Annotated in this window: 9 protein-coding genes; 5 read left to right on the top strand and 4 right to left on the bottom strand. The window is 72.5% G+C overall.

The features are described from left to right. Nucleotides 1-545 (top strand): NPCBM/NEW2 domain-containing protein (locus ACFWP5_RS26280; RefSeq protein WP_384161308.1); only part of this gene is annotated, 545 nt, incomplete at its 5' end. A 29-nt stretch (nt 546-574) separates the two neighbouring features. Here the strand turns inward: ACFWP5_RS26280 and ACFWP5_RS26285 are convergent. Next, nucleotides 575-3,823 carry a BTAD domain-containing putative transcriptional regulator gene (locus ACFWP5_RS26285; RefSeq protein ID WP_384161311.1) on the bottom strand — a complete coding sequence of 1,083 codons (3,249 nt, stop codon included), beginning with the start codon at nt 3,821-3,823 and terminating at the stop codon, nt 575-577. Between the two features lie 332 nt (nt 3,824-4,155). Beyond that, a complete protein-coding gene (locus tag ACFWP5_RS26290; RefSeq protein ID WP_384161314.1) occupies nt 4,156-6,234 on the bottom strand; it encodes an asparagine synthase-related protein in 2,079 nt (692 codons plus the stop codon). Between the two features lie 671 nt (nt 6,235-6,905). On the opposite strand from ACFWP5_RS26290, the gene ACFWP5_RS26295 reads away from it, so the two are divergent. The 4 genes from ACFWP5_RS26295 to ACFWP5_RS26310 all read left to right on the top strand — a co-directional run bounded on the left by ACFWP5_RS26295 (nt 6,906) and on the right by ACFWP5_RS26310 (nt 12,092). Beyond that, nucleotides 6,906-8,330, top strand: a complete 1,425-nt coding sequence (locus tag ACFWP5_RS26295; protein WP_384161319.1) for an MFS transporter — start codon at nt 6,906-6,908, stop codon at nt 8,328-8,330. 174 nt (nt 8,331-8,504) lie between these two features. Next, nucleotides 8,505-9,752 carry an L-2-hydroxyglutarate oxidase gene (lhgO, locus tag ACFWP5_RS26300; protein ID WP_384161322.1) on the top strand — a complete coding sequence of 416 codons (1,248 nt, stop codon included), beginning with the start codon at nt 8,505-8,507 and terminating at the stop codon, nt 9,750-9,752. Nucleotides 9,753-9,895: 143 nt separating this feature from the next. Next, nucleotides 9,896-10,735, top strand: coding sequence for a tRNA (guanosine(46)-N7)-methyltransferase TrmB (trmB, locus tag ACFWP5_RS26305; protein ID WP_384161325.1), 840 nt, complete (start codon nt 9,896-9,898; stop codon nt 10,733-10,735). Between the two features lie 49 nt (nt 10,736-10,784). Next, nucleotides 10,785-12,092, top strand: coding sequence for a PrsW family intramembrane metalloprotease (locus ACFWP5_RS26310; protein ID WP_384161328.1), 1,308 nt, complete (start codon nt 10,785-10,787; stop codon nt 12,090-12,092). Nucleotides 12,093-12,158: 66 nt separating this feature from the next. Here the strand turns inward: ACFWP5_RS26310 and ACFWP5_RS26315 are convergent, their stop codons facing one another. Beyond that, entirely contained in the window at nt 12,159-13,103 is a 945-nt protein-coding gene (locus ACFWP5_RS26315) for an aldo/keto reductase (protein ID WP_384161331.1), read from the bottom strand. Nucleotides 13,104-13,146: 43 nt separating this feature from the next. After that, nucleotides 13,147-14,157: a M23 family metallopeptidase gene (locus tag ACFWP5_RS26320; protein ID WP_384161334.1), complete on the bottom strand. Its 1,011-nt coding sequence runs from the start codon at nt 14,155-14,157 to the stop codon at nt 13,147-13,149. Between the last annotated feature and the right edge of the window lie 2 nt (nt 14,158-14,159).

Raw genomic sequence — 14,159 nt, forward strand, 5'->3', positions numbered from 1 at the left:
CGCCCACCCCCCGGCCGACACCGACCCCGAAGCCCACCCCAACTCCGAAGCCGACCCCCAGGCCCACGCCGACACCGACCCCCACCCCGACCCCGACGCCCCCACCCGCGCCGACGATCTTCCAGGTCAGCGAACTCTCCTACAACGTCAACGGCGACGGCACCGCACCGGAGATCCAGCTCGGCGAGAGCAGCTGGGTGTGGCAGCGCTACGGCGTCTCGATCGGCGGCACCCGGTACGCGCACGGGGCGACCGTGCACGGCCGCTCCTCCGTCACGATCGCCCTCAACCGCCAGTGCGTCTCCTACGACGCGACGGTCGGCGTCGACGACATGATGCTGGGGCTCGGCAAGGTCTACTTCTCGGTGTACGCCGACGGGGTCCGGCTGTGGCAGTCCGGGGAGATCGACGGCGGGGACGCGGCGGTGCCCGTCCATGTGAACCTCGCCGGGCGCAGGACCGTACGGCTCGTGGTCGAACCGCACAGTTCCTTCGACAACTTGGCGCTGGCGGACTGGGCGGAGTCGAAGTTCACGTGCCAGTAGGCGCGTGCCGATAGGGCACTACGTCGGTGCTACGCCGGGACGGGCAGTTCGGCCAGGACCTCGTCCATGGTGAGGGTCTCGCCGCGGGCGCGTTCGGCGGCGTAGCGCTCGGTGCCCAGGCCGGCGCGGGCGGTGGCCTCGGCGCGCTCGACGCGGGCGCGCTCCGGCATGGGGCGCGGGTGGCCGCCGCGCCAGCGGTCGCCTACCGCCAACAGCCGTACCGTGCGCGGCAGTTCACCGAGTTCCGCGGAGAGCAGGGCCGTCTGGTCCACCAGCATCGCGATCAGCGCGTCGGCGCAGTGCTGATCGACGGCCTCGCGCAGGGTGGCGGACATCATCTCCAGTCCGCGCTTCGGACCGGACTCGGCGGCCGTGACCAGAGCGGCGACCGTGTGCAGGCCGGCGGTGAACTGCGGCGGGGGCGTGCCCTTCTCGCTCTCCGCCGAGGCCCGGTCGCTCAACTCCCGCGCGCGGGCGATCTCCCCGTCCTCCAGGGCGATGTGCGCGCGCAGCATCAGGACGAACGCGCGGGCGTCCGGCACGCCGTGCCGCTCGGACTCCTCGGTCGCCTCCTCCAGGCCGGCGAGGGCACTGGCGCGGTCGCCCGCGCGGAAGGCGAGTTCGGCGAGGCGGGCGATGAGGAACGGGGTCTCGGTGTAGGCGCCGACCTCGTAGGCGAGCGCCAGCGCCTCCTCGTAGGCCGTCCTCGCCTCCTCGAAGCGGCCGCGGACCATGGCGGCCTCGCCGACCGCGCTGGACAGCTGGGCGCGCACCCAGCGGTCGCCGACGCGTCCGCAGAGCGCCTTCAGCGTCTTCAGGTCCTCGTCGATGCCCGCCATGCCGCCCGGCGAGTCGACGAGCAGGTGGGTGCGGAACATCAGCAGGACCGCGTTCTCCCAGTCGCCGCCGTGGACACGGACGTTGACGACCGCCGCCTCCATGGCGGGCCGGATGTCCATCGTCTCGGTGAGGAAGTAGGCGGTGAGCGGCCAGATGAGCCCCGGCATACGGGCCGCCTGCGGGCCGCCGGCGGCGAAGAAGTCCTGGATCAGCTTCATGTACTGCCGCATCCGCTCGTCCAGCAGGCCGTCCGCCGTCCGGCCCAGGAGTTCGGACTCGGCCCTGAGGAAGAGATTCAGCAGCCGGAGGTCCATCCGCTGGGTGTGCAGGGGGTGCCGGGCATCCGCCTCCGGGTCGGCGACGTAGCTCTCGACGTAGGTCTCGAACGGGTCCTGGGCGGGCCCGTCCGGCATGGTCAGGGCGAGGATGCGGACCACCCAGTCCGCGCCCTCGGGGCGGTAGTTGCGCAGCCACCAGAACCAGCCGACGGCGAGGGCCAGGGCGCCCGCCTCCGCCTCGTCGCGGTCGGCGACGGAGCGGGCGAGGGCGGCCCGGATGTTGTCGAGCTCGGTCTCCAGGCGGGCTATCCACGGGAGTTGGTCGCCGGAGCGGAGCAGGGGCTCGGCCTCCTCGACGAGGGCGCGCACCCAGGCGCGGTGTCTTCGCTCGGCCGCCGACCGCAGCTCCGGGGTCTCGGCGGCGCGCTCCACGGCGTACTCGTGGATGGTCTCCAGCATGCGGTAGCGCATGCCGCCGGCCGCGTCCCCCGGGGTGGCCACGATCAGGGACTTGTCGACCAGGGAGCCGATGAGATGAGCCGCGGGGCCGGTGCACACGGCCTCCGCCGCCGGGAGGTCCCAGCCGCCGGCGAACACGGAGACCTCGCGCAGCACCGTCCGCTCCGGCTCGTCGAGCAGCTCCCAGGACCAGTCGACGACGGCCCGCAGGGTCTGCTGGCGGGGCAGCACCGTACGGCTTCCGGAGGTGAGGAGGCGGAAGCGGTCGTCGAGGCGGTCGGCGATCTGCCGCGGGGTGAGCAACCGGAGCCGGGCGGCGGCCAGTTCGATGGCCAGGGGCAGGCCGTCGAGGCGGCGGCAGATCTCCGCGACCGCCTCCGTGTCCTGGAGCACGGCCTGTGCGTCGGGGCGGACGGCGGCGGCGCGCTCCGTGAAGAGGCGGTGCGCCTGGTCGGGGACGAGGGGCTCGACCGGGCGCACGGACTCGCCGGGGACGCCCAGGGGTTCACGGCTGGTGGCGAGGATCGTGAGCCCCGGGCAGCGGGTCAGGAGCGTTTCGGCGAGGTCGGCCACCGCGCCGATGACATGTTCGCAGTTGTCAAGGATCAGGAGTCGGCCGCGCGAGGCGCAGTACTCCACCAGCAGGGCGACCGGGTCGTCCTGCGTGGTCACCAACTCGGTGGTCAGCAGCGCGGTCTCGCGCAGACCGAGGGCACTGACCACCGCGCCCGGCACCGCCTCCGGCCGGTCGAGCCGGGCCAGCTCGACGAGCCACGCCTGCGGGAGCCCGGCGGCGGCCTCCTCGGCGAGACGGGTCTTTCCGGAGCCGCCCGGTCCGGTGAGCGTGACCAGGCGGGCCCTGTGCAATTCGGAACGGACGGCGGCGATCTCGGGTTCCCGGCCCACGAAAGAGGTAAGCCGCGGACGCAGGTTGCCGTTGCGTTCGGGGCGCCCGGGGGCAGCGGGCGCCGCGCTCGCCGGTGCCGTCGACGTGAGCAACTCCCCGTGCAGCGCGCGGAGTTCCGGCCCCGGGTCGGTGCCGAGCCCCTCGGCGAGTGCGCGCCGGGCCGCCTCGTACGCGGCGAGCGCGTCGGCCCCGCGGCCCGCGTCGCGCAGGGCGCGGATGAGGAGGGCGCGCAGCGGTTCGTCGTAGGGATGCGCCGCGGTCAGTTCCCTCAGTTCCGGTACGACGTCGGCGGCGCGGCCGAGCAGCAGGTCGGCCTCGGCCCGCGCGCGGGTGGCCTCCTGGCGCAGCGCGTCGGGGCGGGCGGCGGCAGACCGGTCCGGGAGGTCGGCGAGCGCGGGCCCGCGCCACAGGGCGAGCGCCTCGCCGAGGTCGCGGGCGGCGACGGTCGCGTCGCCCCGGTCGAGGGCTGCCGTTCCCCGGCGTACGAGGTGTTCGAAGACGAACAGGTCGACCTCGTCCCGGGTCGCGGCGAGGCGGTAGCCGCCGGGGTCGGAGGCGATCGCGTCCTTACCGAGGGTGCGGCGGAGCCGGCCGACCAGGGCCTGGAGGGCGGCCGGGGCGTCCTGGGGAGGGTCGTCCGCCCACACCTCGTCGATCAGGGTGCCGAAGGGGACGATCCGGCCCGGGTGCAGGGCTAGGACGGCGAGCAGGGCGCGCAGCCGCGCACCGCCGAGGGGTACGCCGGTGCCCTGTTCGTCCTCCGCCCGGGTGCTACCCAGGATTTTGTACCGCACCGGACCATTGTCGCCGGGCGGGCGGGACGGGGGCACGGGGTTTCGCGGCGGGGCGGGTGGATGGGGCGGTTCGGGGCGGTTCGGGGTGTGCGCGGTGACGACGGCCGACCTGGGCCCCGGGGGTCCTGAACTGGCGGACAGGTTGCTGACGTTGGCGTTGCGCGGGTTGAAGCCGTAGCGCGGTGGGTTGTTGGTCGGCTGCGGCGCCCTTGTGGCTGGTCGCGCCCACGCGGCGGAGCCGCATATCGACACAGCCCCGCGCCTCTTTGGGGCGCTGACGCCTACGTGGACCTGTCATCCTCGCCGCCCGCTCCCGATCACACCACCCCGGCTCACGCGCCCGAAGCCAACGCCCCCCGCTGCGGCCTGATCCCCTCCGGTACCGCACGCGCGCGTGCCGGTGTTCCCGTCCAGCAAGTGCCCCGGCGGGCCAGCAGGCGTCCCAGCCACAGTTCCAGGGACACCAGGTCGGCGAGGCCGTCCAAGGGCAACGGCTCCCCCTGGGCCGCCGCACGCAGGGCCTTGCGGACGACTCGGGCCTCCACCAGGCCCGCCTGCGCGAGCAGGGGCGTGGCGAACAGGTCCATCAGGGAGTCCGCGGACACCCGGAGACCCTTGCGGGCCGCGGCTGCCGCCGAGGCGTGGGAGGGGGCGCCCCAGCCGGGCGGGAGGTCGCCCACGCCGGCGCCCTCCAGGACCGTGCGCAGGATCGCCGCGCGGGCGCCCGGCTGGACCCGTAGCGCCTCGGGGAGGGAGCGGCAGGCGCGGACCACCTGGTTGTCGAGGAACGGGGTGTGCAGGCGCTGGGAGCGGATCTCGGCGGCCTGTTCCAGGACCCGGAGATCCGATGCGTGGCGGGCGAGGGCGGCACGCGCGCGGAAGTCGCCGGGGCGCTGGCCCGGGCCGCTGCCCTGACGGCTGGGCGCACTCTGCAGGCGAACCGATACTTCAGCCAGGGCCTCACCGGTCAGCCAGCGTGCGGCGGGGCCCGGTCTGGCCCAGGTGAGCGCGGCGAGGGAGGCTCCGACGGCGCCTCCGGGCTCGTCGAAGCGCTGGTTCATCAGCCGGTCGGCGAGGACTTCGAGTCCCGCGCCGTAGGGCGTGCGGGCGAGGCGGCGGGCCGCGCCGTAGACGCGCCCGGGGACCATCACCGAACCGTCCGCCTTCGCCAACGCGGCCACCGGGCGCACCAGATGGCGCCGTTTGCGGTCCATCAGCAGGTCGGCGAGGCGGGCCGGGTGCGCGTCCAGGACCTGGCGGGCGCCGTACCCGGTGAAGTGGTCGGCGCTGCCCGCGGCGAGCCGCGCGCGGTGGCGGGCGGCGGTGATCAGGGAGGGGCCGGGTTCGTCGGTGAGGGGGCCGTCGAGTTCGGCGTACGGCAGGACGTCCTCGCCGCCGGTGACCACCACGTGGTGCAGGCGGGGGTTGGCCGCGAGGGTGCCCGCGCGCTCCACCTCGGACTCGCGGCCGGGGACGGCGAGATCGTTGAACGTGACGGCGAGGAGCCGTTCGCCCGCGCCGGTGCCGTGCCCGAGGACCGTGCCCGGTGCCCCCGGCAGCCCGGCGGCGAGCAGGGCCAGCGTCCCGGAGGCGGGCCCCCCGGAGAGGTCGGCCCCGATCCCGGGAACCGGCATCCCGCGCGCGGCACGCCGTTCGGCGGGGCCCATGCCCGGGACAGGCCCTGGGTCTATGTCGGGGACGTGGCGCGGTGCGGAGAGGCGGGCGCGCACGGCGTCAACGAGTGCGTCCCGTACGGCGTCCACCGCGCTGTCCGGGTCGACGGCCGCCGCCGCGACCGCGAGGGAGGCGACCGGCTCGTACCCGGCGATCTCGCGCGCCCCGGCGCGCAGGACCAGCGCATGCCCCGGCGGAATGCGCCGCACCCCGTCGTACGGCGTCGAGTCGTGCAGCGCGGCCGGGACGTCCGGGGCGGCGAGCAGCGCGGCGAGGTGCCCGAAGTCGAGGTTGGCCTCGATGAGGTCGGCGAGCGGGAGCGCGGCCGTGGAGTACGCCGTACCGCCGGCCCAGGGGGTGTAGAACACCGGCTTGGCGCCCGCGAGATCACCGCAGACCATGGTGCGGCGGCCGACCTTGACGACCGCCGTGTAACTGCCGGACCAGGCCGTCAGATGCCGAAGTGCCCCTCCGCGCGCGGAGAACAGGCTCAGCCGCAGCTCCTCATCGGAGGCGCCGCAGGTGCCGAGGACGGCGATGCGGGTCTCGGCGTCGACCTTCACGACCCGTACCTCGTCGGGCCGCCAGTCGCCGACCGCCCACAGCGGATCCGGGTCGCCCCACAGGAGTTGGGACCCCACCGGGTGCACCGTCTCACCGTCGAGCCCAGTCGCCCCCGCGGAACCGATCGCGGCGGCTCCAGCGGCGGTACTGCTCCATCCCACCAACCACCGCATCGACGCCTCCACAGGCTGTGGACAACCAGTGCACCGCACGAACTGGGCACCATGCTGCCATGAAGGACGCCTTCCGGAGGGCCGGAGAAGCCGCTTGAGATCGCGTGAAGACGCCCTGGACGAGGGACAACCGGACAACCATGACCCTACGTCCGCGACGCGAATGCGCCCCCGATACGCTCCCCCAAAACACCTAACGCGCCCTCAACTCCCATGGTAGGAGCGGTATTCGACCTCGGGAGGCAGGGGTGCTTTTCGGCCAAATCGGCGTAACAAGCACAGGCTCGCGCACGCTCCGTACATGCCGTGCGCACCGCTTCGCACCGCGCACAGTCCGGGAGGCGGAGTACGCCTCCCGGACCGGTCCGCCGCCCGCGGGGATGTAGGCGGCGGTGTCCCCCAGCCCACTGGATCCAGTACAGCGGGCCGACCCACGCACGATCCATCGAAGCGCTCCCGGGATGGCCGGAGAAGAGCGCACACACGGGCGCACGGCCACACGACGGGGGCACGTCGCAACCCTGCGTGCAAACCCCGCACTCGCGTACGGACCACAATCCCGCCAACCGGAACAATGCCCCTTAACGCTTGGGATGCGGCGAACTACGCTGGGTTTACGAATGCCGGGTGGTTATGCCAGCGCGGCAGCCGTCTGTGTCGAGGGGTGGCGCATGTCCAGGGAGCAACGCGGGCCGAACGAAAAACTCGGCACCGTTCTCGCCCTCGCGGGAATCAGCAACGCAGGACTCGCGCGTCGCGTCAACGATCTTGGCGCTCAACGCGGGTTGACACTTCGCTACGACAAGACGTCGGTGGCGCGCTGGGTGTCGAAGGGAATGGTGCCCCAGGGCGCCGCTCCGCACCTCATCGCGGCCGCCATCGGCCAGAAGCTCGGCCGCCCTGTGCCGCTCCACGAGATCGGCCTGGCGGACGCGGATCCCGCACCGGAAGTGGGCCTCGCCTTCCCCAGGGACGTCGGTCAAGCCGTGCGTTCCGCAACGGAGTTGTACCGGCTCGACCTCGCCGGCCGCCGGGCCGGTTCCGGCGGCATCTGGCAGTCCCTTGCCGGGTCGTTCGCAGTCAGCGCATACGCAACGCCCGCCTCACGGTGGCTGATAACCCCGGCCGACAGTTCGGTGGCCCGCGAGGCGAACTCCGTCGAGAGTTCCGGGACACCGCTCAAAGTCGGCCACAGCGATGTGCAGAAGCTGCGGGAGGCCGCGGAGGACGCCAGGCGCTGGGACTCCAAGTACGGGGGCGGCGACTGGCGTTCGTCGATGGTGCCGGAGTGTCTGCGGGTGGAGGCGGCACCGCTGCTGCTCGGCTCGTACTCCGACGAGGTCGGCAGGGCCCTGTTCGGCGCGAGTGCCGAACTCACCCGCCTCGCCGGGTGGATGGCCTTCGACACCGGTCAGCAGGAGGCGGCCCAGCGGTACTACATCCAGGCGCTGCGCCTTGCCCGCGCGGCGGCGGACGTGCCCCTAGGGGGCTACGTTCTCGCCTCGATGTCGTTGCAGGCGACCTACCGGGGCTTCGGCGACGAGGGCGTCGACCTCGCGCAGGCGGCCCTGGAACGCAACCGGGGGCTCGCGACCGCCCGCACCATGAGCTTCTTCCGGCTCGTCGAGGCACGCTCCCATGCGAAGGCGGGGGATGCCCAGGCGGCCGGTGCGGCCCTGAAGGCGGCCGAGGGGTGGCTTGAGCGGTCCCGGGAGGGCGACAACGATCCGTCCTGGCTCGGCTTCTACTCCTACGACCGGTTCGCGGCCGATGCCGCCGAGTGCTACCGCGACTTGAAGGCACCGCGTCAGGTCCGGCGGTTCACGGAGCAGGCGTTGTCGAAGCCGACGGAGGAGTTCGTGCGCTCGCATGGTCTCCGGCTGGTCGTCTCGGCGGTCGCCGAGTTGGAGTCGGGCAACCTCGACGCGGCATGCGAGCAGGGCGTGCGGGCGGTGGAGGTCGCGGGGCGCATCTCTTCGGCCCGTACGACCGAGTATGTGAAGGATCTCCTGCATCGGCTGGAGCCGTATGGGGACGAGCCGCAGGTTGTTGAGCTGCGGGAGAGGGCTCGGCCGTTGTTGATGGCGCCCGCCTGAGCGTCTGCGTGGTGCGGTGGGTGCGCGAGTACCGGTTCGTCGTGGCTTGTCGCGCCCACGCGGCGGAGCCGCACATCGATACGGCCCCGCGCCCCTTGCGGGGTTCTGCCCTCCCGGGGTTTGAAGGCACTGTCAGTGGCGCAGTGCACTATCGAAGCCGGGAGGTGGTGCACCGTGGTCGGGTACGACTGTGACGTGCTCGTGGTCGGAGGCGGGATTGTCGGGCTGTCGACGGCGTATGCGATCACTCGTGCCGCGCCGGGTACGCGGGTGACGGTGCTGGAGAAGGAATCCGGGCCCGCCCGGCATCAGACGGGCCGCAACAGCGGGGTGATCCACAGCGGGGTCTACTACCGGCCCGGGTCGCTCAAGGCGCGGTACGCGGTGCGGGGCGCTGCCGAGATGGTCGCGTTCTGCGCGGAGTACGGCGTCCCGCACGACGTGACCGGCAAGCTGATCGTCGCCACCGAGCGCGCCGAGCTGCCCCGCCTGCACGCGCTCGTGCAGCGCGGCCGGGAGAACGGCATCCCGGTCCGGGAGTTGGGCGCCACCCAGATAGCGGAGTACGAACCGGAGGTGCGCGGCCTCGCGGCCATACACGTCGGGACGACCGGGATCTGCGACTACACCGAGGTCGCCCGGCGGCTGGCCGAGGCCTCCGGCGCGGAGATCCGCTACGGCGCGCGCGTGGCCCACATCGACCGGCGCCCGGAGCGCGGGGTCGCCGTCCGCACGGTGACCGCGACCGGCGGTGACGTCGTCCGCGCCCGCGTGCTGGTGAACTGCGCGGGCCTGCACTGCGACGAGGTGGCCCGTCTCACCGGCGACGACCCGGAGATGCGGATCGTGCCGTTCCGTGGCGAGTACTACACCCTGGCCCGTCCCGAACTGGTCCGGGGCCTGGTCTACCCGGTACCGGACCCGGCGTTCCCGTTCCTGGGCGTGCACCTCACGCGCGGGATGGACGGCAGCGTCCACCTCGGCCCGAACGCGGTACCGGCCCTGGCCCGCGAGGGCTACGACTGGGGCGTCGTACGCCCCCGGGAGATCGCGGCGACGGCGGCCTGGCCCGGCGTATGGCGCATGGCCCGGCAGCACTGGCGGTACGGGGCGGGAGAGCTGCGGCGCTCGGTGTCCAAGGCCGCGTTCACGGAGGCCGTACGGCGCCTCCTCCCGGCCGTGACACCGGACGACCTGGTCCCTTCGGCGGCCGGGGTGCGGGCGCAGGCGGTGCTGCGGGACGGCACCCTCGTAGACGACTTCCTGATCAAGGAGGGCCCCCGCGCCATCCACGTCCTCAACGCCCCCAGCCCAGCGGCGACCGCCTCCCTGCCCATCGGAAGGGAGGTGGCCCACCGGGCCTTGGCCGTACTGCACCAGGGGCGACAGCCACTCCAAACGCCGGGAAGGGCAGCCCCCTAAGGGGCGCGGGGCTGTGACATGTGCGGCTCCGCCGCGTGGGCGCGACCAGCCACGACGAACCCGCACCCGCGGGCACACCGCAATCACGCAGACGCTTGGGCGGACGCCATCCAGCCCCCGGCTCCCCGTAAAATCGACGCATTGTGTCTGACTCCATCAACGCCCCCGACGCCCCTCGGCCCACCACGGATGACCTAGGTCACGTCCCCACCGAGCCCGCGCAGCGAATCCGTGCCAAGGGCGAACCCCGTTTCCCCGACGGCCCCAAGCCCGACCCCGCCGGCTCCCACTTCGAGCGGCGCATCCGGAGTTTCCAGCCCCGCAGGAGTCGGGTGACGGCCGGGCAGGCGGACGCGCTGGAACGGCTGTGGCCCAAATGGGGGCTGGACATCGACGGGCAGCGGGTCGTCGAGCTGACCGAGCTGTTCGGGAACGACAACCCGGTCGTGCTGGAGATCGGCTTCGGGATGGGCGAGGCCACCGTGCAGATGGCCGCCGCGGACCCCGCGACGAACATCCTCGCCGCCGACGTGCACACCCCGGGCCAGGGCAACCTGCTGGGCCTCGCCGACCACCACGGCCTGTCCAACATCCGCGTCGCCAACGGGGACGCCATCATCCTGCTGCGCGAGATGCTCGCCCCGGACTCGCTCGACGGGCTGCGCGTGTACTTCCCGGACCCCTGGCCCAAGAAGCGGCACCACAAGCGGCGGCTGATCCAGGAGGAGTTCCTGTCGCTCGCCGCGACCCGGCTCAAGCCCGGTGCGACCGTGCACTGCGCGACCGACTGGGAGCCGTACGCGGAGCAGATGCTCGAAGTGCTCGGTGCGCACCCGGACTTCGAGAACAGCCAACCTGACGGCGGTTTTGCGCCCCGTCCGGACTTCCGGCCGCTGACTCGTTTCGAGGGCCAGGGACTGGACAAGGGACATGTCGTGAACGATCTGCTCTTCCGTCGCGTACCCCACGAGGACCAGCGCTGACGCCAGGCTCCATCGCGGGCCGTGCCCGTACCTCGTTAGGGTCGATGCCGTGGCCACGTTTCCGCCGTACCCCCCACACCCCGGCCACCCCGCCGGTGGTGTGCCCGGGCACGGGCCGCGGGGGCGCTGGTGGCAGCGGAACTGGGTCCGTTACGGCGCGCTGATCGCCCTGCTCACGCTCTCCGGGCTCGTCATCCTCGCGCTGGTCCGCCAACAGACCGGCACGGAAGGGTTCTTGGTCGGCCTCGGGCTCGCCGTACTGCCCGTTCCGCTGCTCGTCGCCGCCTTCCGCTGGCTGGACCGCGTCGATCCCGGGCCCTGGCGGAATCTCCTGTTCTCCTTCGCGTGGGGTGCCTGCGCCGCCGCGCTGATAGCGATCGTCGCCAACAGCTTCGCGACGAGATGGATAGCGACCACGACCGCCGACCCGACCAGCGCGGACACCCTCGGCGCCACTGTCATAGCCCCGATCGTCGAGGAGTCGGCGAAGGCGGCGGCCGTCCTCCTCGTCTTCCTGTTCCGCAGACGGGACTTCACCGGGATCGTCGACGGGGTGGTGATAGCCGGGGTCACCGCCACCGGCTTCGCGTTCACCGAGAACATCCTCTACCTCGGCACCGCCTTCGGCACCGACCAGCTCACCGGCGACCGCGGCTTCACCTCCGTCACCGCGGCGACCTTCTTCGTGCGCATCGTCATGTCCCCCTTCGCGCACCCCCTGTTCACCGTCCTCACCGGCATCGGCTTCGGCATCGCCGCCCTCTCCCCCGACCGGCACCACATCAGACGCGTCCTGGTCCCCCTGACCGGCCTGCTCCTCGCGATGGGCATGCACGCGATCTGGAACGGCTCCTCCACGTTCGGCCAGTACGGCTTCTTCGAGGTCTACGGCGTCTTCATGCTCCCCGCGTTCGGCCTGCTGACCTGGCTCGCGATCTGGACCCGGCAGCGCGAACTGCGCACCGTGCGCGAGGAGTTGCCCGCCTACGTCTACGCGGGCTGGCTGATCCCGGCCGAACCGTTCGTGCTCGGCTCGATGAAGGCCCGCCGGCTGGCCCGCGAGTACGCCCGCCACCACCTCGGCAGACCGGCCGGCCGCTCGGTCGCCCAGTACGAGGCGTACGCGACCTCCCTGGCGTTCCTGCGGCACCGGGCCGGGCGGGGCCGCGCCGGCGCCGACTTCGTCGTACGGGAAAGGGAGTTGCTGCACGAGCTGTGGCTGCGCCGGGAGGTGGCGCGGCCCGCGCTGGACTACGCGGCACGGCGCATGGCACCGCCGGTACCGGTGGTCGTACCGCCGTGGCCGCCGGTGTACGGGTCGTACGGGACTCCCCTGTACAACCCGTACCGGTCCTGACCCGACGGTCTCGGCGACCCTTACGACCCGTACAACCTCTGGCCCTCTACACGCCCTCTACGGCCCTTAGGCCGACGCCTGTGTGAGGCGGGCGATCTCCGTGTCCGTCAGCGTCAGTTCGGCCACGCCGAGCAGTGCGGGCAGTTGCTCGACCGTGCGGGCGGAGGCGATCGGGGCCGCGACCGTGGGCTGGGCGGCGAGCCAGGCCAGGGCCACCGTGGCGACCGGGGCGTCGTGGGCCTGCGCGACCTCGTCGAGGGCGGTGAGGACCTGTTGCCCGCGCTCGGTGTTCAGGTGCTTCGCGGCGCCCTCGGCACGCGGGCTGTCGACCGTCGTACCGGGGCGGTACTTGCCGGTGAGGAAGCCGGAGGCCAGCGCGAAGTACGGGACCGCGGACAGGCCTGCCTTCGCGGCGAGCTCGCTCAGCTCGCCCTCGTATGTGCCGCGCGAGACCAGGTTGTAGTGGGGCTGGAGGGCGACATAGCGCGCCAGGCCCTCGCGCTCGGAGAAGTCGAGGGACGCCCGGAGGCGCTCCGGGGTGATGTTGGAGGCGGCGATGTGCCGCACCTTGCCCGCCTTCACCAGCTCGTCCAGCGCGCCGATGATCTCCTCGACCGGCACCTCGACCTTGTCGAAGTGGGTGTAGTAGAGGTCGATGTGGTCGGTGTCCAAGCGGCGCAGGGAAGCGTCGGCGGCGGCCTTGATGTTGGCGGCGCTCAGGCCCGGGAAGTCGGGGTGCTGGCTGACCTTGGTGGCGATGACGACGTCGGAGCGGTTGCCTCGGGCCTTGACCCACTTGCCGATGATGGTCTCGGACTCGCCGCCGTGGTTGCCCGGCGCGAACGCCGAGTACGAGTCGGCGGTGTCGACGAAGTTGCCGCCCGCGGCCGTGTACGCGTCGAGGACGGCGAAGGAGGCCGCCTCGTCGGCGGTCCAGCCGAAGACGTTGCCGCCGAGGGAGAGCGGGAAGACCTCGAGGTCGGACCGGCCCAGCTTGCGAAGAGAAGTCATGACCCTCTTCAACAGCCGGACCGGAACCGGATATTCCAGACGCTCAGGGGTTGAGGCCCTTGCTGCGCAGCCAGGGCGCCGGGTCGCTCGCGGTGGCGGCGCCGTTGATGTGCACCTCCAGGTGGAGGTGCGGCCCGGTCACGTTGCCGGTGGCGCCCACGCGGCCGATGACGTCGCCGGTGGCGACCTTCTGCCCGACGCTGACGTTGATCGAGGACTGGTGGCAGAACCACAGCTCGGTGCCGTCGTCGAGGGTGATGATCGTGCGGTAGCCGTACGACCCGGCCCAGCCCGCCTCGGTGACCGTGCCGCTGTGCACGGCCTTGATCAGCGTGCCGGTGGGTGCGGCGAAGTCGAGCCCGGTGTGGTAGCCGGAGGACCACATCGATCCGGCCTGGCCGAAGGTGCCGGTGATCGTGTACGAGACGACCGGCAGCGTGTACTGCTTGGCGAGCGCGGCGAGCTTCGCGGCCTCGGCCTTCTTCTTGGCGGCGGCCTCCGCGGCCTTCTTCGCGTCGGCGGCCTTCTTCGCGGCGTCCTTCTCGGCCTTGGCGGCGGCGTCGTCGACCTGCTTGGCGACGGCGGCCTCGACGGCGGCCTTCGACTTGCCCTCGACCTGCACCTGCTGCGACTCGGCCTGCGCCATGATCCGGTTGCGCAGCAGCTCGCCCGCGTCCGAGGCGCCCTTGGCGGTCTCGGTGGTGGTCACGCCGACGCTGCTGAGCGCGGTCGCGGAACCCTTGGGGGTACTACTGGACGAGTCGTCCAGCAGATGACCCACCGAGGGCAGGTCGGGCAGGGAGATGGAGACCGGCGGCTTGCCGGTGTTGGCGCTGGCCATACCGCCCGCGCTGACGGCGGCTATGACACCGACGCCCAGGACGGTGGAGCTGCGGGCGAATCCTCCGCCACCACGCTGCTTGGCGACACGGTGCTTGCCGCGGTTGGGAGGAACGGACTCCGCGCTGGGATTCCACTCCTCCCAGGGGCCCTCGTCGGGGCGGAAACCGCCGTAGACGACAGGGGCTTCTGGGGCAGCCTGGTTGGACGCCACGT

Source organism: Streptomyces sp. NPDC058469 (assembly GCF_042721125.1).
Lineage (GTDB): Bacteria > Actinomycetota > Actinomycetes > Streptomycetales > Streptomycetaceae > Streptomyces.